This is a genomic window from Clostridium sp. DJ247, from assembly GCF_014231265.1.
The window spans coordinates 18,171-43,996 of the sequence record NZ_JABAIW010000036.1; the positions used below are offsets into that span (position 1 = coordinate 18,171).

The 25,826-nt window shown below is 31.2% G+C and carries 22 protein-coding genes, 1 pseudogene, 1 riboswitch and 1 other annotated feature; of the genes and pseudogenes, 5 read left to right on the forward strand and 18 right to left on the reverse strand.

Annotated features, from left to right (window positions below; all coding sequences use genetic code 11):
* Positions 1-350: 350 nt before the first annotated feature.
* From HGI79_RS14585 to HGI79_RS14625, 9 genes are all read right to left on the reverse strand, one after another.
* Positions 351-1,523 (reverse strand): NADP-dependent malic enzyme, encoded by a 1,173-nt coding sequence (locus tag HGI79_RS14585; protein ID WP_185651430.1) that lies wholly within the window; start codon positions 1,521-1,523, stop codon positions 351-353.
* Positions 1,524-1,635: 112 nt separating this feature from the next.
* Positions 1,636-2,283, reverse strand: coding sequence for an endonuclease III (gene nth / locus HGI79_RS14590; RefSeq protein WP_185651431.1), 648 nt, complete (start codon positions 2,281-2,283; stop codon positions 1,636-1,638).
* 444 nt (positions 2,284-2,727) lie between these two features.
* Positions 2,728-3,426, reverse strand: coding sequence for a 1-acyl-sn-glycerol-3-phosphate acyltransferase (locus tag HGI79_RS14595; protein ID WP_185651432.1), 699 nt, complete (start codon positions 3,424-3,426; stop codon positions 2,728-2,730).
* A 63-nt stretch (positions 3,427-3,489) separates the two neighbouring features.
* Positions 3,490-4,461: a tRNA epoxyqueuosine(34) reductase QueG gene (gene queG, locus HGI79_RS14600; RefSeq protein ID WP_185651433.1), complete on the reverse strand. Its 972-nt coding sequence runs from the start codon at positions 4,459-4,461 to the stop codon at positions 3,490-3,492.
* A gap of 61 nt (positions 4,462-4,522) precedes the next feature.
* The gene (gene epsC / locus HGI79_RS14605; RefSeq protein WP_185651434.1) at positions 4,523-5,113 is read right to left on the reverse strand and encodes a serine O-acetyltransferase EpsC; all 591 of its coding nucleotides are present in this window, start codon (positions 5,111-5,113) and stop codon (positions 4,523-4,525) included.
* Between the two features lie 91 nt (positions 5,114-5,204).
* Complete coding sequence (gene cysK / locus HGI79_RS14610; RefSeq protein WP_185651435.1) at positions 5,205-6,116, reverse strand: cysteine synthase A; 912 nt, start codon at positions 6,114-6,116, stop codon at positions 5,205-5,207.
* Positions 6,117-6,280: 164 nt separating this feature from the next.
* Positions 6,281-6,527 (reverse strand) — a binding site (T-box leader).
* Positions 6,528-6,773: 246 nt separating this feature from the next.
* Complete coding sequence (gene sleB, locus HGI79_RS14615) at positions 6,774-7,487, reverse strand: spore cortex-lytic enzyme (protein WP_395939550.1); 714 nt, start codon at positions 7,485-7,487, stop codon at positions 6,774-6,776.
* A 685-nt stretch (positions 7,488-8,172) separates the two neighbouring features.
* Complete coding sequence (locus HGI79_RS14620) at positions 8,173-9,396, reverse strand: NRAMP family divalent metal transporter (RefSeq protein ID WP_185651437.1); 1,224 nt, start codon at positions 9,394-9,396, stop codon at positions 8,173-8,175.
* A gap of 17 nt (positions 9,397-9,413) precedes the next feature.
* Positions 9,414-10,676, reverse strand: coding sequence for a magnesium transporter (locus HGI79_RS14625; protein WP_185651438.1), 1,263 nt, complete (start codon positions 10,674-10,676; stop codon positions 9,414-9,416).
* Positions 10,677-10,933: 257 nt separating this feature from the next.
* Positions 10,934-11,102, reverse strand: a riboswitch (M-box (ykoK) riboswitch).
* Positions 11,103-11,479: 377 nt separating this feature from the next.
* Between HGI79_RS14625 and HGI79_RS14630 the strand changes: the two genes are divergently transcribed.
* A complete protein-coding gene (locus HGI79_RS14630) occupies positions 11,480-13,327 on the forward strand; it encodes a YgiQ family radical SAM protein (protein WP_185651463.1) in 1,848 nt (615 codons plus the stop codon).
* A 789-nt stretch (positions 13,328-14,116) separates the two neighbouring features.
* On the opposite strand, the gene HGI79_RS14635 is transcribed toward HGI79_RS14630, so the two are convergent.
* The gene (locus tag HGI79_RS14635) at positions 14,117-14,302 is read right to left on the reverse strand and encodes a Chromate resistance protein ChrB (RefSeq protein ID WP_185651439.1); all 186 of its coding nucleotides are present in this window, start codon (positions 14,300-14,302) and stop codon (positions 14,117-14,119) included.
* A gap of 404 nt (positions 14,303-14,706) precedes the next feature.
* Here HGI79_RS14635 and HGI79_RS14640 point away from each other — a divergent pair, with 404 nt between their 5' ends.
* From HGI79_RS14640 to HGI79_RS22870, 3 genes and pseudogenes are all read left to right on the forward strand, one after another.
* Positions 14,707-15,564: a DUF6345 domain-containing protein gene (locus tag HGI79_RS14640; protein WP_185651440.1), complete on the forward strand. Its 858-nt coding sequence runs from the start codon at positions 14,707-14,709 to the stop codon at positions 15,562-15,564.
* A 30-nt stretch (positions 15,565-15,594) separates the two neighbouring features.
* Positions 15,595-16,659, forward strand: coding sequence for a hypothetical protein (locus tag HGI79_RS14645; RefSeq protein WP_185651441.1), 1,065 nt, complete (start codon positions 15,595-15,597; stop codon positions 16,657-16,659).
* Positions 16,660-16,945: 286 nt separating this feature from the next.
* Positions 16,946-17,394, forward strand: a pseudogene (locus tag HGI79_RS22870) (hypothetical protein); the annotation flags it as partial.
* A gap of 395 nt (positions 17,395-17,789) precedes the next feature.
* On the opposite strand, the gene HGI79_RS14650 reads toward HGI79_RS22870, so the two are convergent.
* From HGI79_RS14650 to HGI79_RS14665, 4 genes are all read right to left on the reverse strand, one after another.
* Positions 17,790-18,395, reverse strand: coding sequence for a hypothetical protein (locus tag HGI79_RS14650; RefSeq protein ID WP_185651442.1), 606 nt, complete (start codon positions 18,393-18,395; stop codon positions 17,790-17,792).
* A gap of 173 nt (positions 18,396-18,568) precedes the next feature.
* Positions 18,569-19,468, reverse strand: a complete 900-nt coding sequence (locus HGI79_RS14655) for a YegS/Rv2252/BmrU family lipid kinase (RefSeq protein WP_185651443.1) — start codon at positions 19,466-19,468, stop codon at positions 18,569-18,571.
* A gap of 129 nt (positions 19,469-19,597) precedes the next feature.
* A complete protein-coding gene (locus HGI79_RS14660) occupies positions 19,598-20,029 on the reverse strand; it encodes a CBS domain-containing protein (protein ID WP_185651444.1) in 432 nt (143 codons plus the stop codon).
* A 65-nt stretch (positions 20,030-20,094) separates the two neighbouring features.
* Positions 20,095-20,772 carry a TVP38/TMEM64 family protein gene (locus HGI79_RS14665; RefSeq protein WP_185651445.1) on the reverse strand — a complete coding sequence of 226 codons (678 nt, stop codon included), beginning with the start codon at positions 20,770-20,772 and terminating at the stop codon, positions 20,095-20,097.
* Positions 20,773-20,971: 199 nt separating this feature from the next.
* Here HGI79_RS14665 and pssA point away from each other — a divergent pair, with 199 nt between their 5' ends.
* A complete protein-coding gene (gene pssA / locus HGI79_RS14670) occupies positions 20,972-21,493 on the forward strand; it encodes a CDP-diacylglycerol--serine O-phosphatidyltransferase (RefSeq protein WP_185651446.1) in 522 nt (173 codons plus the stop codon).
* Between the two features lie 19 nt (positions 21,494-21,512).
* Here the strand turns inward: pssA and HGI79_RS14675 are convergent, their stop codons facing one another.
* The 4 genes from HGI79_RS14675 to HGI79_RS14690 all read right to left on the reverse strand — a co-directional run bounded on the left by HGI79_RS14675 (position 21,513) and on the right by HGI79_RS14690 (position 25,754).
* Positions 21,513-21,851, reverse strand: a complete 339-nt coding sequence (locus HGI79_RS14675) for a hypothetical protein (protein ID WP_185651447.1) — start codon at positions 21,849-21,851, stop codon at positions 21,513-21,515.
* Between the two features lie 70 nt (positions 21,852-21,921).
* Complete coding sequence (sdaAA, locus tag HGI79_RS14680) at positions 21,922-22,794, reverse strand: L-serine ammonia-lyase, iron-sulfur-dependent, subunit alpha (RefSeq protein ID WP_185651448.1); 873 nt, start codon at positions 22,792-22,794, stop codon at positions 21,922-21,924.
* Positions 22,795-22,796: 2 nt separating this feature from the next.
* Positions 22,797-23,480, reverse strand: a complete 684-nt coding sequence (gene sdaAB / locus HGI79_RS14685) for an L-serine ammonia-lyase, iron-sulfur-dependent subunit beta (RefSeq protein WP_185651464.1) — start codon at positions 23,478-23,480, stop codon at positions 22,797-22,799.
* A gap of 618 nt (positions 23,481-24,098) precedes the next feature.
* Complete coding sequence (locus HGI79_RS14690) at positions 24,099-25,754, reverse strand: nucleoside kinase (RefSeq protein WP_185651449.1); 1,656 nt, start codon at positions 25,752-25,754, stop codon at positions 24,099-24,101.
* Positions 25,755-25,826: the final 72 nt, after the last annotated feature.

Sequence of the window (25,826 nt, forward strand, 5' to 3'; positions counted from 1 at the left end):
TAACGAAGCTTCATCAAAACCTATAAAAAGCTGCAGATGAAACTTAACTTATACGTAAGAATATGTTGACAAAACTGAAGCACATTTAAAAACTTTTTTATCAATCTTAGTGAAGTGTTTTAGAAAATCTTAGAGCCTTATATATGTTTGAGCGTAGCGAGTTTATATAAGGTTCTTATAAATTTATAAGGAAACTACTCTTCCTTACATCAGAGTAGTAAGCGATTCGCACAAAATCTCAGATTTTGGCTCTCTGCTTAAACACGAACTTTAGACTGATTAAAAGTTTTTAACGTGACGAAGTTTGGCAACATATTCGGTCGTGTAAGTTAAGTTGACCTGTAGGAACCTTATATTCTAGCTACTCCCATTTCTCTTGCTATTCTTTTCACTTCTACTGCTACGGAATCACATACTCTTTTATCAAAAACACCTGGAATTATGTACTCTTCCTTTAATTCCTCATCTGTTATCAAATTAGCTATACCTGCAGCTGCTGCAAGCTTCATTTCATCATTTATTACTTTAGATCTTACCTCTAATGCTCCTTTAAATATTCCTGGAAACACTAATACGTTATTTATTTGATTTGGAAAGTCTGATCTTCCTGTGGCTATCACTCTTACTCCTGCTTCTTTTGCTAAATCTGGCATTATCTCTGGAGTAGGGTTTGCCATAGCAAAAACTATGCTATCTTTATTCATAGATGATGCCATTTCTTTTGTGAGTACTCCTGCTGCAGAAACACCTATGAAAACATCCTTACCTTTTACTATTTCTTGAAGTAGTCCTTGTTCTTTATTCTTATTTGTAACTTTAGCTATTTCTTGCTGAGCATCATTTAAACTTAAATCGCCTTCTACTAAAGCTCCATTTCTATCACACATAGTAATGTTTTCTGCACCTGCTTTAAGCAAGAGCTTACATATAGCAATACCAGCTGATCCTGCTCCATTTATTAATATCTTTGCATCTTTAATGTTCTTTTTGACTAATCTTAGTGCATTGTAGAGTCCAGCAAGAACTACTATGGCTGTTCCGTGTTGATCATCATGGAAAACAGGAATATCTAATTCTCTTTTTAATGTTTCTTCTATATAAAAACACTCAGGTGCTTTTATATCCTCCAGATTTATTCCTCCGAAGGTAGGTGATATTAGCTTAACAGTTTTAATTATTTCCTCTGGATCTTTACTATCAATACATATAGGGAAAGCATCTATTCCCCCAAATTCTTTAAATAATAAAGCTTTACCTTCCATAACTGGCAGTCCTGCACCTGCACCTATATCTCCAAGACCAAGTACAGCAGTACCATTAGTAACCACTGCTACTGTATTTCCTTTTATAGTATAGTCATATATAGCATTTTTATCTTCTGCTATCTTTAAGCATGGTTCAGCTACACCTGGTGTATAAGCTATTGATAAATCATGTCTAGTATTTAGGCTTATTTTACTTTTCACCTCTAATTTACCTCTATTATCTTTGTGTACCTTCAAAGCTTCTTCTTTAATGTTCATACTAAGTTTCCTCCCCCTATTTATGTATAAGTATTATTAATTAACTACTAAAATTAAATTTTTATCCACATTTGTACTCAAATTCTATTAACATATTAACAGTAAAACAGCTTTATTTGTGTGTATTATCCTGCAGTCCACTAAAATATTCACAATTAGGTGCCACTGGGCACTGTTCACAATTAGGTTTTCTAGCCTTACATATTTGTCTTCCATGCCATATTAAATAATGATGGGTATCACTCCACTTATCTCTAGCAATATTTTTCATAAGTTCATTTTCCACTTTCTCTGGTGTATTTCCTTTAGCAATACCTAATCTATTTGATACTCTAAATACATGAGTATCAACTGCTATAGCCGGTACTCCAAAAGCATTGGAAAGTACTACATTAGCAGTCTTTCTTCCTACTCCTGGAAGCTTAATAAGCTCCTCCATTGTATTGGGCACCTTTCCTTCATGATTTATTAGTATTTCCTTAGTTGCTCCTAATATATTTTTACTTTTATTTTTGTAAAAGCCACAACTCCTAATTTTCTCTCCTAATTCTTCTTCAGTAAGAGTTATCATCTTCTCTGGAGTATTATATTCCTTATATAACTCTTCAGTAACCTGATTTACCCTTACATCTGTGCATTGAGCTGATAATATAGTTGATACTAGTAATTCATAAGGTGATCTGAAATTAAGAGCACATTTTGCATCAGGATATGTATGGCTTAAGGTTTCAACTATCTTTTCTGTATCTTTCTTTTTCATTCTCATCACCATTCTATATAAATGTTAATTAAGTACTATCTCCACATCTCAATATAGGCATTGGCGGTGAAAATTTAACTTATACGTAGGGATATATTACCAATGTTGAAGTCACATTTAAATATTTTTCTATTAGTCTTAGCTCAAATTTGAGAAAAATCTTAGAACTTTAGATTGTTTGAGCATAGCGAGTTTATCAAAGTTCTTTTATATTATTATGAAACTCCTCTTCCTTTCGTCAGAGGAGTAAGCGATTCGCACAAAATCATAGATTTTGGCTCTCTGCTTAAATTTGAGCTTTAGACTAATTAAAAATATTTAACGTGACGAAACATGGTAATATATCTCGGAGTATAAGTTAAATTTTCACCTATGTACTCTATACAAATATGTTGCACTTTTAACAAAAAATAATACCCTTCTAGTAAAGATGGGTACCATATATTACTTGTAAAATCCTCTATATTCTTCTGGCATAAGTTCCGCAATTTTTTTCATCATAAAATTTAAGGCTTTTTCTTCATACTCATGCCTATCTTCACCAACACTCTTTTTAGGAATATCTATTCTTTTCCCAATATTTAGAGTTACTTTAGCATGATGAAACCTTTCTGATCCCATATCCGCGTTATTGATTGGCATTAGCTTTTCACTACCGTATATAGCCAAAGGAACAACTGAAGCTTTAGTTAACTTTTGTATCAAAATTACTCCCTTTCTAGCTTCAATCATGCTTCCAGTCCTACTTCTTGTTCCCTCTGGAAATATTAATATATTATTACCCTCCTTTGAGGTTTTCACAATTCTTGATATAGCATCTTTATCTGCTGTATTAGGCCTTATTGAAATGGTCTTTGTTATATTCATTCCTATATTTGTCCAAGGGTTATCTGATAGTTTAACTCCAGCAACAAAAATTATATCTTGATCTTTTAAAGCTTTATTGATTACTAATGCATCTGAATTACTTAAATGATTGCAAATAAACAATATAGGCTTTTCAACTTCCTTTAAGTTCTCAATTCCTTTAACTTCTATATCAGCATATTTTCTTAAATATCTATTTACTATTGCTCTACATATGGATTCTACTAATCCTTTTGGAAGAGTATTCATAACTTTTACCACTGCAGAAGAAATCATCTAAACGTCCACCTTTCATCAATACAATAAGTAATATATTTATCAATATATTACTAATATAAATTATAGTTTGAAAATCTTTAAAAGTCTATCATAATAATTCTTTACATAAGATGACTTAATTTCCCCTAAATTTATACATTTATTTTGGCTCATTATATTTATTAAGGCATTTCTCTGCAGTACATTCTTTCCTCTCCAGCCACAAGATGTTTGAGCATACTTCTCTTTAAAAGTTTTTTTATCAATATTAGCTAGTTCTTCAAGCTCAACATTCTCCATAAAGCTAAAAGGCTTAAATTGTTCTAATTTAGAAAGCTGCACCTGAGCATTATAGGGGCAAACTCTCTGACAAGTATCACATCCAAACATCCTGCCGCTAAGTTTACTAAACCAATGATCTTCTATATCCTTTTTTTGTGTTATATAAGAAAGACATATATTAGGGTTGTTTCCACCTTTTATAGATCCTGTAGGGCAAGCTTTTTCACATAGATTACATTCCCCGCATTTATTTTTAACAGGCTCATCAATTTCTACTTTAATATTAGTTATTATTTCTCCTAGAAATACGTAGGAACCATATTTTTCAGTTATGATCATATTATTTTTTCCTAAGAAGCCTACTCCTGCTTGCACTGCAATATATCTTTCTGGTAAAGAGTTACTATCTACAAAATAGATGGCCTCTCCACCTAAACTTTCTATATAAGCACATATTTTTTTGAGATACTCCGAAACTACTAAATGATAATCTCTACCACAGGTATACTTGGAAAAACCAATGTGATCTAAAAAATTATTATTAAATAAATAAGGGAAAGCAATAGATATTATTGTTTTCCCATCTTTCATATATAAAAAAGGATTTATTCTTTTTTCTATTTCTTGCTCTTCAAACTCATTTACTAATTCTTTTGTTTTTCTATGCTCAAAATAATCTTTTAATTCTGTAAAAATTCTACACTTTGTAAAGCCAACAGTATCCAATCCGAGACTTTTACAATATTTTAATATACTAGATTTATAGTTCAATTAACTCACCTACTAATCTCATCTTACAATAAAGCTTAAATTATGGGGGGATCTTAATATATTATATAACCATATCATTATATATCTTTCGCTTCTGCCCGTTATAGTCCTTTATTTCTATTACGGAACAATAGGCTTTGGGTATAACTTTAGCTGGTATACCTACTGCTGTACTATCTGCAGGTATATTCTTTAATACTACTGAATTAGCACCTATTTTAACTCTGTCACCAATTGTTATAGGTCCTAATACTTTTGCTCCAGCTCCTATTGTAACATTATTTCCTATAGTTGGATGCCTTTTCCCCTTATCTTTACCAGTACCACCTAGAGTTACTCCATGATACAAAGTCACATTATCGCCTATTTCAGCGGTTTCTCCAATTACAACACCCATACCATGATCAATAAACAGCCCTTTACCTATTGTTGCTCCTGGGTGTATTTCTATACCTGTAAAAAATCTAGAAGTTTGTGATATTAATCTAGCTAAAAAGAAAAACTTTTTCTTGTATAGAGCATTAGCAATTCTATAGTGTATAACTGCGTGTATAAAAGGATATAACAAAACTACCTCTAAAGCATTTCTAGCAGCCGGATCGTTGTTCATAGCATTCTTTATATCATACTTAAGCAAACTAAATGGATTCATATTGTTCCCCCTCCGTAAACTAAATAGCCCCTTAACTGTTGTAAATACAAGTTATAGATCTATTATAAGACCTACAGCAATAAGATAAATACTATTCATAAAGCCCCATGGATAAATATTTTTCTCCTCCATCTGGTGCTACAGTAACTACTCTTTTTCCTTTTCCTAATTCTTTAGCAACTTTTATAGCCGCTGCTATATTAGCACCTGAAGAAATACCTATTAATATACCCTCTTCTTTACCCACACGTCTTGCAAACTCAAAGGCTTCTTCATCTGTTATAGTTAAAACTTTATCTACTACTTCTTTTTTGTAAATATCCGGAATAAAACCTGCACCTATTCCTTGAATCTTATGTGGAGCCGGTTGTCCACCAGATATAACAGGTGATTTTGCTGGTTCAACAGCTATAACTTTTATATCCTTATTATGCTTCTTTAGATTTTCTCCAACTCCAGTTATAGTACCACCAGTACCTACACCAGCTACAAAAGCATCTAAATCACTTAAATCTTTTAGTATTTCTTCTGCTGTGGTATCATAGTGCTTAGTTGGATTTGCTATATTCACAAACTGCTGTGGTATAAAGTATCCTTCTTTTCCTGATGCTATTTCTACTGCCTTTTCAATTGCACCTTTCATTCCTTTAGCACCCTCAGTAAGAACAAGTTCTGCACCATACGCTTTCATTAAATTTCTTCTCTCCACACTCATTGTTTCTGGCATAACAATTATTACTTTATATCCTTTTAATTTCCCTATCATAGCAAGAGCGATTCCTGTATTACCGCTTGTAGGCTCTACTATAGTATCTCCTGGCTTAATAACTCCTTCTCTCTCAGCTTTTTCTATCATACCAAGAGCCGCTCTATCCTTTATACTTCCACCTGGATTAAACTTTTCAAGCTTTACATATACCTCTGCTGAATCTTCATCTACAATATTACTTAATTTAAATAAGGGTGTTCCCCCTATCATGTCTATAGCATTATAAAATATCATGTTTGTATTCCTCCCTAAATCTTATAAATTATTAAAAATTTTATACTTAACAAAATGTTCTGTAATTTGTGGTTAATACATTAAATTAATTACATATAATCATTAATAATCTTAAAGTTGATCTACATATTTTTTTATTTAAAACAAAAAACCCCATCTCCAAATATAGAGACGAAGTTGACTTCGCGGTTCCACTCTAATTAGATCCTTATGCCTAAAGACCTCTCCTCACCATCAAGCACATAGTAATGCTCTATCACTATAACGGGTGAACCCGATGTAGCCTACTTAATTCTTCGGTACATAACTCCAAAGGGCACTTCACTAAAAATTCATTTAGAAACCTTCCAGCAAATGGCTTCCTCTCTAAAAAACTTCATTAAAGCTACTTTCCTTTTTCAAAGTATTTCCGAGTGTTTTAATACGAATTATATGATTTTATTATACAACTATTTTAAAATTTGTCAATATATTTTCAGTATAAATAAAACGACTTTATTTTCCAAATAAGTCGTTTTATTATAATTATTTATCCGATGACTACCCGCTCTAATACTCCCACCTTCTCCAAAGTGGCAGTAAAGAGCGGCTACGTCCCTGGATTCGTTCAACTAAGAATCAGCTAGGATCAAAACCCCATCTGATTCAAGTTTCACTTTATCTGCAAAACCTATGTTTACCAATGATTTTTATTAATGGCCTAGACCATATCCATCCGCTAGTTGCAGTTGATGGATTAAAGTAATATACAGCTCCTCCTGAAGGATCCCATCCGTTCATTGCATCTCTAGCAGCCCTTATAGAACTTTGTTGCATTTGAGCGTGTACTTGCCCATCTACTATGGCAGTAAATGCTCCAGGTTGATATACTACCCCAGCTATAGTCTTAGGAAATCTAGGATCTCTTGTTCTATTTAATATTACTGCTCCAACTGCCACTTGACCTGCATAAGGTTCTCCTCTTGCTTCACCGTTTATAAGTCTTGCAAGTAACATTATATCCTGATTATTACTAGTATATTTTCTTCTTGAAGCTGTTGCAGCAGAATACTGACCTGCGTTAATACCTAAGGCAGTAAGAGTTGAGTTTCCCGCTACTCCATCCACTTTTAATCTATTCTTGCTTTGAAACCTTCTTACTGCAGTAAAGGTTCTGTATCCATATACTCCATCTAGACTGCCTTTGTAATACCCCCAAGCTCTAAGTCTTCTTTGTATTTCTACAACTATATTGCCTCTTGACCCATAATAATAGGATATTGTTTTTACCGCATCACTGTAAGGAGATACAAACACAGCAGTAGTGACATATGTAAACATAATAATAAGTACATATACTATTTGTATTTTAAACTTAAGAATTCTCCTCACCATATCACTCCCTTTATTAGCATTTTATTTTAACTCTTCACATATCAATAGTGTATACACAAAACTAATAAAAATACGTTGAAATTCGACAAAAATAAAAAACGCAGACCAAATTAATCTGCGTTTTTTTATATAGGTACGGAACTTTTAAATTTAATTTATTCCACCTAGCATATTACTAGATTATTCCACTGATAAATAGTTTAAGCAAGTCTAAGCCTCAAATTAGTAGAAAAGCTAAGTACTTTGATAAACTCGCTTACGCTCAAACAGTATCAAAGTACTAAGCTTTTCTACTAATTTGAGGCCAAGACTTGCTAATAAACTATTTAAATGTGGCACAATCTAGTAATATGCTATGCTACATAAATTAAATCTAAAAGTTCTAGATCTATATCTATAGAGTTCTTGCAGGTCAACTTAACTTATACGTAGAATATGTTGCCAAAACTGAAAGCACATTTAAAAACTTTTTTATCAGTCTTAGTGAAGTGTTTTTGAAAATCTTAGGAGCTTTGATATGTTTGAGGTACGAGTTTATCAAAGCTTCTTAGATTTTCATAAACACGAACTTTAGACTAATTAAAAGTTTTTAACGTGCTGAAGTTTGGCAACATATTCCGAAGTATAAGTTAAGTTTCAAGTCTAGAACCATATATAAGTTTTAAGATTTGACTGTGGAAAACTATACGAAGTTTGCTCCTATAGCTAGAACTGTTAATACTATAATTAATAAAACTGTAAATTCTGCTATGAAGTTTTGTAATGTAGTGTTAACGTGTTTTCCCATAACTTCTTCATCATTTACAAGCTTTATCATAAATATTAACACCACAGGACATAATACACCAGCTAACTGCTGTGTGAATAAAATAATATTAATTAACGAAATATTAGGTATAAGTATAATAATAGCGCTTACTGATATCATTAATAAAAATAATCCAAAAAAAACAGGTGCTTCTTTTATTTTATTATCCAAACCACTCTCGAAACCAAAAGCTTCACATACTGCATAAGCTGTACATAGAGGTATGATGAAGCAGGCTAGAAAGGATGCTCCAAAAATACCTACAGCGAATAGTATAAATGAATAATTTCCAGCAAGAGGTCTTAGTGCAGAAGCTGCATCCTGTGCCGTATCTATACCTATTCCTGCTTTATATAGTGTCTCCACTGTACAAACAGTTATAAATAATGCAGTTAATATACCCCAGAAAGTACCTATATAAACATCTAATTTTTCATATTTATAGTCTTTAACTGATATTCCTTTATCTACAACTGAAGATTGTAAATAAAATTGCATGTAAGGAGTTATAGTTGTTCCTACCATACCTATAAGCATGACAAAATATCCTTTGTCAAACTTTGCATTAGGTCTTATTATACTAGTGGCCACATGACTCCAATCAGGTTTTACAAGAAACGCAGTAACTACATATCCGAAAAAAGTTATTGTTAAAAACAAAAATATTTTTTCTGCTTTAGAGTAATCTCCCTTAGTCAGGAGAAACCAAATAAGTATTGTCAATATGGGAATGGAAATGTATTTACTTATATGGAATAACTCTAAGCTAGCAGCTATACCTGCAAACTCTCCTATACACACGCCAAGATTAGCCACTAGTAATACCAGCATGGCAAAAAAGGCCCATTTAACGCCAAATCTTTCTCTTACTAAATCTGATAGACCTTTACCTGTTACAACAGCCATTCTTGCATTCATTTCCTGAACTACAGCTAAGCCTATTGCTATAGCAAACATCCCCCACAACATGGAATATCCATAGTGTGCACCAACTACTGAGTATGTGGTTACCCCACCAGCATCATTTCCTGCATTGGCAGTAATAAGTCCTGAACCTATTATACTTAATACTATTAAAAATCTATTTTTATTTTTCATATTAGATCGCCTTCTTCCTAACTAACCTTTTTAAATCTCTTTCTCCATGCTGGAACTAATATATCTCCAACTATATCACTCATAATTACAACACCACATAATTTTTCATATTCATCTACTACGGGTAGGGAAAGAAGGTCATATTTAACACATAGTTCTATAGCTTCCTCAATATTTTCTCTATCATTTATATTTACTAAATCACTAATCATTATCTCTTTTAATTTATCTTTAGCTTTTGACATTATAAGACTTTTAAGTGATACTACACCTTGAAGTCTTTCTTGTTCGTCAACAATATATATATAATGAGATACTTCATCCTCTGGATTGGTTTCTCTTAAAAGTTCCATGGTTTCTTGTACTGTTATATTTATATTAAAAGCTATGAAGTCCTTGTTCATTATACTTCCAACAGTTTCCTCTTCATATTCCATAAGGGTCCTTACCTCATCAGCATCCTCTTTTTCCATATTAAGAAGTATTTTTTCTGCAGTTTCTTTATCTACTTCATCTAATATGTCTGCAATTTCGTCATTAGGCATGCTATCTAAAACTTCATCTCTTTTTGACTGACTTAAGTTTTCTAAAATGTCTGCTTGTATATCAGGCTCTATTTCTTCTAAAATATCTGCAGCCAAATTTTGATCTAAGCTTTCAAATACCCTTTTTCTATAGTTTATATCCATATCTTCAAGTATATCCGCTAAGTCTGCTGGATGAAGTTTTGACAATTTCTTGTAAGGAACTGACAATTTGAGATTGTTATTTACCATTTCTAGAGATTCAACATTGTCCCATACTATAAGACTGTCAGAAGGTCTCTTATTAAATAACTTATAGCATTGCTTTACTGTAGCTTCTATACCTAATCTTCTACCTAATGCAAGTACGCCTGTATCTACAGCAACCACTCTATATTCTCCTGCTATTTCAGCCATTCTTAGATCATTAACTCTTACTAATTTTTTTCCATTTATATCTACAATCTGTCTATCTAGTAAATGTTTTGATAAGAGATAAGAATATTCTTGAAGCATTATTTCTCTCACACCTTCTCCTATTATGATGACTTTGTCATCATCTTCATAGAAAGCTATGTGTTTAAATTCACAATTAATGATTTCACCATCTGTTTTTATCTTATATCCTATAGCTCTTGGCATACCATTATCCGTAACTACATAAATATCCTGAAGTTTTCCTATAGGTTCGTTAAATTGATCATAAATTTTCTTGTACAAAACCTTGCTCAAAAAGAAACCTGATAACTTTTTCATAAATATTCCTCCCATCATTTATAGAGGAATACTTACGAATTACAACTTAATTATCTAAAAATCTTTTACATGATACATATATTATTAAGCTTAGTTGTTAGATTAGCGTAAATATTCCTCTATATAATTTAGTATTAAATTTTAACCGACCACTACTAGGGCCACCTTCCATGTGTTAACACCACCTAATGTAAAAGTTATTATATTAAAAAGAAATAAAAAGAAGCCTTTTAAACAAAAAGACTCCCAATGCAAACTAAAACTTTTATAGTCTGAGTTTTAGCACTATATAGCTTTAGACATTTACAGTCCAGCTACATTAAGTAAAACCTTGATTCGGTAATACCTGTTGACCCATTGGCATCTCTCGATGTTTCCGGGCAGTAGCGTATATCTATATAGGAGCCTCACCTAACATAAGTATTAAATTAACTTTTCTATTTTCAACTTTCTTCTACACTATTAATTATAGTACAATTTTATCAAAATGCAACTATAAATAGTGAATCTATTTAAATTTCTTTATTATGCTGTTTTATTTTCAGATTATTTAATATTACTAACACACACTCACAATTACACCAGTTTTTTATATACTTCAGGTGACAATTTTACATATATTAACATAATGAATCCTTCTTAATATATAATATGCTGAAGTTAGTTTTTTGTACATAGACTATAAATTTAATACACACTAAATTTCTTTATTCATATTTTTAATCTGTTATGTTAATATTAAGGTTATGTTTAAATAAAATTAGCATTAGAAACTCAATGTATAGAATGGAGGATGTAGATTGATTTTAAATAATAAATTTTTACCAGTAAATAAAGAAGATTTAAGAGCCCGAAATATATCTGAACTAGATTTTATAGTAATAACTGGTGATGCTTATGTGGATCATCCTTCTTTTGGTACTGCTATAATATCCAGAGTTTTAGAAAATGAAGGTTTTACTGTAGGAATAATAGCTCAACCTGATTGGCATAACGTAGAAGACTTTAGAAAGCTTGGTAAACCTAAGTTAGGTTTTTTAATAAACTCTGGTAATATCGATTCAATGGTTAATCACTATACAGCTTCAAAAAAGAGAAGACACGATGACTTATACTCTCCTAATGGCAAATCAGGTTACCGACCTGATAGAGCTGTTATTGTTTATTCTAATAAAGCAAGAGAAGCTTATAAGGACGTACCTATAATAATCGGAGGAATCGAGGCCAGCTTAAGAAGATTTGCTCACTATGATTATTGGGATAATAAAGTAAGAAGGAGTATATTATTAGATTCTAAGGCAGACTTACTGCTATATGGTATGGGAGAGAAAACTGTTATACAGGTAGCTAACCTTCTTAAATACGGCATGAGCATCTATAAAGTTACTGATGTGCGTGGAACAGTGTATCCTGCAAAAGAAATATTAGGTTTAACTAATTTTGTAGAAGTACCTACCTTTGAAGAAGTATCCACAAATAAAAAGGCTTATGCGGAAAGTTACAAGCTCGAATACTATGAACAAGATGCTATGAGAGGAAAAATATTAGTACAAAAACATGGCGATAAATACATTGTTCAAAATCCTCCTCAATTTTCATTGACAGAAGAAGAAATGGATATGGTGTATAATCTCCCTTATACAAGAACTTATCACCCCATGTATGAAGCACAAGGAGGAATACCCGCAATAAAAGAAGTTAGTTTCTCAATAACCAGTCATAGAGGTTGCTTTGGTGGTTGTTCATTTTGTGCACTTACTTTTCACCAAGGAAGAACTATTCAAAATAGAAGCCAACAATCTATTGTAGATGAAGCTAAGCTTCTAACTACACTGAAAGATTTCAAGGGATATATACATGATATAGGCGGTCCTACTGCAAACTTTAGACATAAAGCATGTAAACAACAAGAAGCTGCTGGTGTATGTAAGAACAGACAGTGTATGTCTCCTACTCCATGTAAAAATCTTATTGTTGATCATAAAGAATACTTAAGTTTATTAAGACAAGTGCGAAAGCTTCCTGGCATTAAAAAAGTTTTTATACGTTCTGGCATAAGATATGACTATCTTACCTATGATAAAAATACTGATTTTTTTGAAGAACTTTGCAAGCATCATATAAGCGGACAATTGAAGGTTGCTCCAGAGCATGTAAGTGACAAAGTTTTAAAACAAATGGGAAAACCTAAGAGAGAAATATATGATAGATTTAGAAAAAAATATTTTGACATAAATAAAAAGCTAAATCAAAATCAATACTTGGTACCTTACCTTATGTCAAGTCATCCTGGTAGTGATTTAGATGCTTCTATTGAACTGGCACAGTATATTAAAGAGATGGGATATACACCTGAGCAAGTACAGGACTTTTATCCTACACCTGGAAGCCTTTCCACTACTATGTACTATGCAGGCATAAACCCTTTAACAGGTGAAAATGTCTATGTACCAAAGGAACAAAAAGAAAAAAATATGCAAAGAGCTTTAATGCAGTTTAGTATTCCTGAGAATTATAATCTTGTTAAAGAGGCTCTTATGAAAGCTGGCAGAGAAGACTTAATCGGAAATGGCCAAAAATGCTTAATACCTAGTACTGCACCTAGACCATCACGAAATAGAAAACCAGGTACTAGAAAGCCCAAGAAATAGTGGTGCACAGCCGAAACTTAAATTATACTCCGGCATATGTTAACAAACTTCAGCACGTTAAAAACTTTTAATCAGTCTAAAGTTCGTATTTTAGAAAACCTAAGAACCTTCGATAAACTCGCTGCGCTCAAGCAATCGAAGGTTCTAAGATTTTCTAAAATACTTCACTAAGACTGATAAAAAAGTTTTTAAATGTGCTTTCAGTTTTGTTAACATATCCCTACGTATAATTTAAGTTTCTAACTTGTAACCATATATAGCTTATTTTCTATTACTAGTAATTTTATACTTAGTTTTATTTACTATACAAATTTTTACAAAATCAACAATAAAATGCGAAACATAGAGATTTTTAATTTTATAAAGTAGTATCATCAAGTATAAATGCAGGTTTAGGTTCAATAATCCCTTCGGGGTTAACCAATTGATGAAACCTTTTGCAAACACCACATAAAAGCTTTCTCCATAGCATTTTTTTATTATCTTTAAGTCTATAATTTGCATCTTTTTAATTTCACAAATATTATTATACTGACTTTTATAAAAAGATTTAACACTTATTTTCAAGCTATTGCTTATTGATTTTTCGAGGCGGTAAATTTAAGTATAGTAATCTTGACTTGTGCACTAAATTGAGAAATTCTAACTTGGATTATCATCCAAGAATTCTAGGAGATGTCATAGGGCATTTCCGCGATAAACATTTGTACAAATAATCAAATTTACATATTCTTGCGCACAAAACGATCTGGATATAGATTCAATATTTCGAAATTTGGACTTATCTGCCTAATATTTTCCTTTTTTAGTACACAAGTCTAGTCTTTTAGTTTCTTTTTCAACTTCTTTATTAAAATCCTTACATTTTTCTAAAAACTCTTTATATTCTTCATCTCTGGCAGTATTAAAAAAATCTATAATATATTTTTCACTTTTGTCTTGTATAAAATTTATAGTTTTACAAAATAGAACCAAAGCGAATCAAATATAAAATTCCAACATTTCTTATAATTTTTGTGATGTCATAATACGGTGAATGCTTTTACATTTTTTTATTTTAATTGCCTTGGATTATCTAATCATGTTTTTGCTTGGACTTTACAAAGGATTGGCTTAAATATTACTTACGATTCTGTTTGCAGAATATCCACGGTTTTAAGGATTTCTGCAAATAGATTATTCGGAAGTTATTTTTCAACGATCCCTAAAAATACAGCACAAACAATTAATAAACTAAAAAGCGAAAAATAATGCGGAAATATTTCGGAATATAATTCCATTTATGGTATTGAAGCCCCCCGTTTTTTGTTATAAAATGACGAGGTGCATGTACCGGTACAAGCTAATTTTTTAAAATATTATACGAGAGGTGTTATGAAATGAAAGGATTTAGAATTTTAATAATAGCAATGCTATTACTATCTTTCTCTAGTCAGTCAGTGTTTGCGGCAAATCAAATAAAAGTTGGAGCTTCAGTTGAATCCGCATACCAGTCACAGGGTAATTGTGCCCATGGTGATAGAGTCACGAATGTATATGTAGACAATTTTATTAATGAAATTACATATGATCCGTTGTTTGGTGACCCAGTGGCAACTAAACTTTTTAAGTGGCAGGATAATGATGCGTGGGAAGAGGATTTACTACATTCTGGGATGTATGGTATTTCATACGATAATGTTGATGATGTTGATTTTATGGTATTTTCAGGTCATGGATACAGTCAAGGGTTACATGGTGTACCATACAATTCTTGTCATTATTATACTCTAAATAGTAGCAGTAATTTTCATCCGTCAGGTGATGAGGGTGAACGTGATGGACAGGCTAATGCAGATTCCTACGAAATATGGTGGGGATATGATTCCGACGGTGTAAACCCAATAACAAAATGGGTTACAACTTACAGCTGTAACTTTTTAAATACCTCGGGTAGTTATTGGTCTAGCATAATGCAAGGCGTTCATTTGGTTATGGGATTTGGTAGTGTTATGTATATTATTGGAGATGAAGGGAAAATGTATGGTAAAAAGTTAAGAGAGGGAGCAGAGATAAAAACGGCATTCTTTGACTCTGCAATGCAATATCAGCCACAAAATAGTACACCTACAGTAGTTAGGGTTCTAGGTGCAGCAATAAGTGAACATGATAAAATAACTCAATATAGTACTAAACCTTCTGCAATAGAAGGAAGCGACACATATTATTATTGGACTATTACAGTTCAACCAAACTAATTTTTAATATAATATGAGAGGAGTTCCAAGATGGTAAAAAATAGAAAGATATTCTTTTTAGTAATATGTACACTAATAACTGCTATATTAATATCCTTTATGGTATATATAAATAAAGATAAAGCTGACAAAATAACAAAAATAGATTTTCCTGTTGTGGGAGGAGATATACCTAGTGACGTAGATTATGAAATTGCCGAGAATGTTTCATTTGATGACGCTAGATTGAAAGGTGCAGGCAAATTATCAGATGCAGTGTATAAATTAAAAAATAATAAGATTGAAAAAAGCAAAATATCTGACTTAAAAAAAGTATTTAAGCTAGAACAGGCTGAAGAAACTGACATGGGTGAGGTTTTGACATATCAAAATAAAGAGGGGACTTTGGAAATATATGAAAATGGAACATTTGTTTTTAATGTGAAAAATAAAAATTTTGATAAACCAGTAAATCTGAGTGATACTAAATGTAAAGAAATTGCAAGTGAATTTTTAGATTCAAACAATTTGCTCCCTAATGACTTTTATGAAAGTGGAATATCACATGAGACTAGGACGGCAGTTAATAATCCAAACGATTCTCTAGTAATTAGAAAACATGTGTATTTTAATAGAAAAGTTAACGAAAAAAAAGTCTATGGTGTTTCTAGGATTATTGTTTCTTTAGGCGTCGATGGTAAAATTGAGTCAATTAATTATTTAAATAGGGATATTGAAAGCTTGAAAGGTGATAATATTTCAATTAAGTCTTATGACGAGGCACTAGCCGACTTGAAATTGCATAAAGGAACAGTTAGGATGAACGAGGATACAAAGAAAGTAAAAATAAACAATGTAAATATTGTTTACTGGGAGGATTCTTCACCAACAAGTAAGCAATCTCACATACAGCCAGTATATCATTTTAAAGGCGATGCTATAAATAGCGATGGAAAAAAAGATATTTTTGAAGCATTTATTCCAGCAATTCCTGAAAATATGACACAGAGCATTAAGTCAAATTATAAGCTAATTCCAGGTGATAAAAAGCCTATAGATAGTAATTCTATAAAAGATTTTTCTAATAAACCAATGAAGGATATAAAATTGAAGTAATCATCTTAGCTTTTGATTAGTTGAATATTTTTACTATATTTCACAAGATACGCTAAGGTTAAATAGTAACTCTAGCGTATCTTGCATTTATACCTTTGTTTATATGTTAACAAAGATATAATTGTTAATTTCTAAGTATCTTTTTAAAAAAAGTATTGATATTTATGTAGTTTGTCCAATAATCTTAGCTATTTTTATTTATATAACTTGACTTGTGCACTAAATTGATAAATTTTAACTTGGAATATCACCTAAGATTTACATTACCAAATTGAAGGTAAAATAAAAGCATATAGAGGGTCTAGACTTTCATAATTCTCATACTGATGGCAATAAGCCTATGTGGTCTCACTGCGTAGCCACTTCACATTATAGGATTTCTGAGTATTCGCTACCGCTAAATTTCAGGCTTTACCTTACAAAAGAATTTCTAGGCAATAAAGCTAAAAGGTTATTTAAGAACAAACAGGAGCTTGCTATGCTGCTCTTTGATGAATTTTAAGTTGAGTCTTTGCAATCCATAAAGCGTTTCTGGAGCATGGTATATATGACATACACATTTTTGGAACTTTATAGAGTTGAAAATGGTAAAAACTCAAATTTTCAATTCTAGAAGATATCATAGGACATTTCCACGATAAACATTTGGTATAAATAATTAAATTTACATATTCTTGCGCACAAAACGATCTGGATATAAATGCTACATTTACAAAGCTAGGCTTAGCTGCGTAATATTTTCCTTTTTAATGCACAAGTCTAGTATAGTAATATTAATTTCTACAGTTGGTTATCTATGGTAGAGTTCCAGACTTGAAATTTAACTTATACGTAGGGAGATGTTGACAATGTTGCAGTCACATTTAAATATTTTTTTATTAGTCTTAGCGAAAATTTGAGAAAAATCTTAGAACTTTAGATATGTTTGAGTGGAACGAGTTTATCAAAGTTCTTTTATATTATTATGATACTCCTCTTCCTTTTAGTCAGAGGAGTAAGCGATTCGCACAAAATCACAGATTTTGGCTCTCTGCTTAAATTGGAACTTTAGACTAATTAAAAACATTTAACGTGATGAAGTATGGTAATACATCCTGGAGTATAAGTCGAATTTCCAATCTGCCCCTATGCTAACTCTCCCTCACAAGCTGTCTTTTCTTTTTAACTTTACTTAAGGCGTATATTAGAGTTATGCCCCACAGCATATCTCCTAGTATATTTTCGTGCAGTATTTTAATTCCAATAAACCACGAAATAATATCTATAATAGTTGCCGCAGAGGATATTATTACTAATGATATAGCTATTTTACTTATAGTATTTCTAGCAATTAAGCCTACAGCACCAAATAATACAATAGTGTTTAAACCTACATAAATCCAATATATATATATATCTTTATAAAATAGCATAGTATATCCATGGGTATCTAATATTTGCAGTAAACTTGGACATTTATATATAGCTGTACAGTACAATAACACCAATATAGCTACAACTATAAATATGTATGAATAGTTTAAAGTATCTACTCTTATAAAGATGTATAATACTGTTAAAGCTAACAATGGAATACTAATAAAATTCAAGAAAAAAAGTGGTTTAAGCAAATAAAGGTACTTTATGTTATAAGCTAGTGATAGCACCAGTAGAGAAGTGTATCTAAGTATCATAGCTAATATTATACCAATGGTGACAATCTTGATTTTTGTAGGTGAAAATTTTGTTAAAAACAAACCCTCCATCATTAAAAAGATCATCATAAACAACAAAAAAATATAAATATAATAATTTAACATATTCTCCTCATTTCATATTGCTACTATTTATATTTATTATTGCTACTAATTTTATATTACTAATTTTTAAAATAAAAAGATGCCTACATTAGCATCTTTAATATGTACTGTTATTTTATTAATTTATCATTATTTATACCTAAAACTTTAATACCTTCTTTTATACATTCTATAACTAATGGAAAATCAGGTCCTCTTTCTCCATCTATATCAGTAACTATATCTTCATGGCACTCCACTTCTATCCTATTAGTTTTAAAGTATATCAAACCTACAGCATCGTCTAAATGCTCTCCTTTTAACATTTTTATAAATAGAGCTATAATATCTTTTATCATTCCTGCTTTTATTATGATTACATCTAATAATCCATCATTAATTTCTGCTTTATATGCAAATTTTAAGTTCCCTGCAGTCTGTCCATTGAATATCAACATTAAATACATATGACCATCGAAAATTGCGGTTTCTGATTTTACCTTTATTTTCAGTTTCCTAAAGCTTGGTAGTTGTTCAATTCCTTTAACATAGTAAGCTAGTTTACCCATAGTATTCTTTAGATTTACATCAGTTTTTTGAGAAACGTCAGTAAAAAGTCCCGTACTTGCTACATTAATAAAATACTTATCATTTATCTTACCTACATCAACTCTTTTAGATTCACTAGTTAGTATCTGTTCACAAGCAGCTTCAACATCTTCAGGCATTCCAATAAATTTTGCAAAATCATTTGCTGTACCGACAGGCAATATTGCTATAGGAAGATTTATATTTAATTTTTTCATGTTATTTACAGCGTTATCTACAGTACCATCCCCACCTGCTACTAGAATATATTTATAAGTTTCGTCTATGCCTTGAAAAGCCTCACTCATATCATATTCAAAGCTAATTCTATAAGGTACTACTTCATATCCATATTTCTGATGTACCATTATTACTTTGTCAATATCAGTTATTATTGTATTTTCACCTGAATACGGATTGTAAATAAATTTTACCTTATTCATATAAAACTCCCCTACTTTAATAAACTTTTCCATACTCTGTAATTTTAACTATTATATTATAACACCTTATATAATAAATCCACAAGATTACTACTGCATCTTGTGGATTTGTTAATAAATTATTTAATTTTAATATTCTGGTGTACTTGGTTCTGAAATGCTGCTTAGTGCATACTCAGCTTCCCTATTCAAATTAGGACGCACTGCTAGATCTCCTAAAGCTATTACTCCAATCAAAGTATTGTTATTTTCTACTATTGGAATTCTTTTTATTTGTCTTTCGCTCATTAGTCTTGAAATTTCATCGATAGTCATGTCTGGAGAACCTGTTACAGGATTTGAAGACATTATATCTCTAACATATTGATTTCTAGGATCCTGACCTACTGCTACAGTTCTTAATGTAATATCCCTATCTGTAACAACACCAACCACTCTTCCACTTTCGCATACTGGCACTACTCCTATATTATGCTCTTTCATAGCACTTGCAGCTTTTTCTACAGTATCATCAGTGCCTAATGTAATAACTGCTTTTGTCATTATATCTCTTACTTTCATAAAAACACCCTTTCATTATTTAATTTACGGAATTATTATTCCCCTAATGATAGTGTTTTTACTCCTTATTTATTTATATTTTTAGAAGGTTTATAAATTGACATTGCACTTACTGCAAAAATTACTATTAAAATTATTGGTAATACAAACTTAATTGAAAATGGATGTTCTATGTTTTTACCCATAAAAGAATAGGCTATCATCTCTGGAAACACTCCAATAAGGCTTCCTAAAATAAAATCCTTATACTTCATTTTAGTAAGTCCTGCAGCATAACTTAGTGGATCATATGGAAATATAAAACATAATCTCATAACTAACATAATTTTAAAGCCATGTTTTTCGATATTAGAATCTAAATTCATAGCTTTTCTTTTAAGTATCTTATCAACAAAGGATCTTCCTAGCAACCTTGCTAGAAAAAATGCTAAAGTTGCTGATGTAAAGCATCCTATCATACTTAAAATAATAGCTTTATGTGGACCAAAAATATTTCCAGCCAAGATAGACATTAATGAAACTGGAATAATTAAAACCACAGGTTTTAATGAGTATACAATTATGTACATTATAGCTGCAAATTTTCCATAACTTAGTATGTATATTCTTAAATCCCTGAAAATATGTCTTCTTAAATCTCTCTCGTTTAAATGTAGGCCGTATTTGAGTATAATATATATAAGAACTATAATTATAAGCATCATTAATATATATTTGAATATATTTTTATTATCTTTATTCATATAGTCTCCAATCCCATACTTGTTTCTTGATAGACACAATAAATTTATTTTAACAAAAAATTTATAATTTTTCTATAAAAAAAGTTAATTATACACTTAAATATTTATTTGAAATGAGTTATAATATACTTAGTATTATTCTGTTTTTTTTTATTTATAATTATTATTGGAAAATAATTGTTACTTAGGAGTGATTACAATGGCTAAAATAGCTAAAAGTGCTTTACCTAATGCTTTTACTTTTGCTAATCTAGGTTGTGGCATAATGTCTCTAATGATGACTTTTCAAGAAAACTATAAATGGGCCGCTATTTTTATATTACTTGCATGTTTAGCTGATAGATACGACGGAAGAGTAGCAAGATATTTAAACGTATCTAGCGAGTTAGGGAAGGAATTAGACTCCTTAGCAGATTTAGTATCTTTCGGTGTAGCTCCTTCTATTCTTACATTTAATATTTACGGATTTTTTAATTTAGGACTTTTAGGATATTTATTAGTTTTATTATTTCCCATAGCAGGTGCTTACCGATTGGCAAGATTTAATGTTACCCAATTTAGTGGAGAATTTTTTGGAATTCCAATTACTTTTGCAGGTATGTTTATGGCTCTATATTGTTTGGTGACTATGAATTACCTAGCACCCATAGGTGTTACCGTTATAATTATGGTTGCTCTATCTTATCTTATGGTTTGCAAACATAGATTTAAAAAATTTTAAAATAGGTGTGAATACACACCTATTTTTCATTATTATCAAACTTTAATTCTTCTTCAATTTCTGTTTGTATATGTTGACTTTGAACCCGATGTTCCATAATTTGAGATTTTAACTTACAGTAATCCATATAAATATACCCTGATTTATCAATAACATTTATTATATCATCTATTATATCACCTAATTCATTTGCTCTTTTTAATGCATGTTTTATATCGCTTTTACTAGATAAAGCAATGCCATTCATTTCACCAGCACCTCCTATAAGGAGTCTATATGAATTTGTTAGCTTACTTAATAGATCCGCTAAATTATTTATATCACTATAGTAGTGTTCAATAACTTTTCTCTGAGGCATATTAAATAATCACCCTATTAACTTTGCTATCATAATATTTATACTACTGGTTTTAATATTTTATACCCACTTATTCCCCAAGTATCTGCTTTTTCAGCCTCAAACCCTCTTCCGTTACTGCTAATCCTCCTAATGCTGTCTCCCTAAGCTCACAGGGTAGCTGCTTTCCTACTTTGTACATAGCAGAAACTGTATCATCAAAAGGTATTTTACTGTATACTCCACCCATAACCATGTCTGCTGTGGTTAAAGCACTTACTGCACCTGCGGCATTCCTTTTAGCACAAGGAACTTCTACTAACCCTGCAATAGGATCACATATAAGCCCAAGAATATTTTTTATAACTATAGCAGCTGCATGTAAGGCCTGCTCTGGCGTTCCATCCATCATTTCTACCACTGCTGCAGATGCCATAGCTGCTGCCGAACCACATTCCGCCTGACATCCTCCTTCCGCACCAGCTAAGGTAGCATTTTTAGCTATTATTACTCCTACCCCAGTAGCTGTAAATAAAGCCTGCACTAATTCATCTTCTGTTTTACCTAATTTTTCTCCAGCACTTATTATAGCTGCTGGTATAATACCGCAAGATCCTGCAGTAGGTGCTGCAACTATTTTTCCCATGGCTGCGTTAACTTCTGAGCAAGATAGTGCTCTTGCCATAGCCTTCACCATAAGACTTCCTGTTAATGTTTCCTGTGACTTTACATACTTATTTAATCTATATGCATCACCACCTATGAGCCCACTTACAGAAACAACTTCATTTTCCAAGCCATATTCTGCTGCATTTTTCATTACCTTTAGATTCTTTCTCATTTTTTCAAATATCTGTTCATAACTTAGTCCAGTTGTTTTTACTTCTTCTTCAATTGCATACTTCCATATACTTGTGTCTTTATCCTTACAAATCTTTATCAGTTCATATCCATGGTTAATCAAGCTTATTCTTCCTCTCTTACTGGATTTATAACTCTAGCTCTATATATCTTAGGTGTACTATCTATTTCATCTATTATAATCTGTGTAATAATATCATCCACTTCAAATACCATGGCTGCTTCAGAGCCCTTTCCACTGGTTCTGTAAACCCTCATGAAGGCAATATTTACTCCATGTTTATACAGTATAGAACTGACTCTTGCAACCATTCCTGGAATATCTACATGTTTTATTAAAATAGTAGGATAAGCCCCTGTAAACTCTATTTTATCACCATCAATTTCTGTAACTATTACATTTCCTCCACCTATAGATGATCCAACAACTTCTACAATGCTGTTATCTTCTTTCGTTATAATAAATTTTACCGTATTAGGGTGCACGTCTCCCAAATCCGTTTCTATAAACTCTATTATAATTTCTTTTTGTCTTGCTATTTCTATAGAATTTTTTAAATTCTCATCCCAGGGACTCATACCTAGTATACCTGCTGCTAAAGCTTTATCAGTTCCATGTCCTTTATATGTTTTTGCAAAGGATCCATGTAGTAAAAACTGTACCTTTACAATGCTATCACCTGCTATAGTACCAGCAATTTTACCTAGCCTCGCTGCTCCAGCTGTATGAGAACTTGATGGTCCTATCATTATAGGTCCAAGTATATCAAAAACGCTATATTCCCTCACTTCTAACACCAACTTTCCATATTGAAAGATATAGATCCCCATGCCCGAAATTTAACTTATACGACCGGATATATTACCATGTTTCGTCACGTTAAATATTTTTAATTAGTCTAAAGCTCAAATTTAAGCAGAGAGCCAAAATCTATGATTTTGTGCGAATCGCTTACTCCTCTGACGAAAGGAAGAGGAGTTTCATAATAATATAAAAGAACTTTGATAAACTCGTACCTCAAACATATCTAAAGTTCTAAGATTTTTCTCAAATTTTTGCTAAGACTAATAAAAAAATATTTAAATGTGACTTCAACATTGACAATATACCCCTACGTATAAGTTAAATTTAAGCTGTGGTATCTAATAATGCTGCTTAAAAACCGACAATAATCTACATATTTCAAGTATTAATATTATTATATATTAAATTATAATAATATCACACTCTTTTGAGGGTTTTTTATACAGAATACAATACCTATATTAAATATATACTCATTTTTCATAATTTTCTGTGTTTTTTAACATCCCTATTATAATACTTTCACCAATGTTAGATAATATTATATTTTGCCATAAACATAAAAACGCACCATAATCATATTATGGTGCTTGAATTAGGTATTACTCCTTATAAAAACAACTTCCTCCAACAAATTCTCTTAAAATGGAATTTTCAGGTACAAGTTTCTTGTCTATATCCTTAAAAAATCCTAAAAAACTTTTTAATCTTAATGCCTCGCAATACACATTACTTGTTATGTCTACCTTTTCTAATTCCTTTAGAGCATATTGTTTTAGTACACATAGCTCATATACTAAAGTTGAGTTAAACATAACATCTGCATTTTCCTGAAAAACAAATATATTTTTCTCTTCTCCTCTTCTAATAGAAGGCCACATCTTTAATGTTTCCTCTGCTGCATATCCCCTAAATAGATAGTCTCTCACTATTCTTCTAACTATTCTTACATCAGTAGTTTCAATTCTATTATGGTTATCTAAATTTAATTGTGTCAATGCACTTATATATATTTTAAACTTATTTTCCAAAGGTATTGAAGCTGTAAGCATTTCATTAAGCCCATGTATACCTTCTATTATAAGTATACCATTTTTAGGTAGTTTTATCTTTTGTCCTTTCCATTCTCTAACACCATCTTTAAAATTAAATGTGGGAATATCTACCTCTTCACCTTTTAATATATGCTCTAAATTCTTATTAAATAATTCTAAGTCTAAGGCATATATTGATTCGAAATCATAATTCCCCTGCTGATCTTTTGGTGTATATTTCCTATCTACGAAATAATCATCTAAGCCTAAAGGTATTGGTATTAGTCCGTTAACTCTAAGTTGTATACCCAATCTTCTAGCAAAAGTTGTTTTTCCTGAAGAAGACGGACCTGCTATTAAAACGATTTTAGTATCTGGCCTCTCACTAATCATATCAGCTATATAAGCTATTTTCTTTTCATGTAAAGCCTCTGCAACCCTTAATATATCCAATATTTCTCCACTTTCAACCTTATCATTCAGTGACCCTACATCAGCCACGCCTAAGATATTGCCCCATTGTTCTGTCTCATAAAATATTTTTTTAAGTTTTTTATGTTCCACAAATTTAGATATGTTAAATGGATCTTTATCTGTGGGATACCTAAGTAAGAATCCCGGTTCATAATATACTAAATCGAATACTTTTAATACTCCAGTAGAATATGCCATAGCACCATAGAAATAATCGTATCTTCCATCTAGCTCATATATTTTAACAGTATCTGCATTTATATGTTTTAATAACTTTACTTTATCCTTCATATTATAATCTGAAAAAATTCTTATTGCTTCTTCCTTTTTTATATATACTTTCTTAATAGATATATCTTTATCTATTATAGCTTTCATTCTTTTCTTAATTCTTGTTATATCCTCTGCACATAAGGGAGCTTTTTTATGGATTTCTCCAAATAAACCTTTACCTATAGAATGCTCAATAGTTATCTTAGCATCTGGAAACAAGTCTAGTACAGCTTTTATAAGAACAAACTGTAATGTTCTTGCATAAGCTTTATGTCCTGCACGGTCTGTCATATCTACAGCTTCAAAATGCCCATCTTCATGTATATGATATGAAAGTTCATGATAGTTATCATTCAGTTTGCCAAGAACTATTGGAATATTTCTTTCTAGTTGATTCTCTTTAACTATTTCATGTAAACTTATTCCTCTATCAACTAATACTTCTTTGTTATTTATCTTAATTCTTAGTTTATCCATATTGCTCATCTCCCTATTTTTTTGATGTAGTATTATTATACGTAGTTTTAATTAAAATGTTCAAAGTTTTAC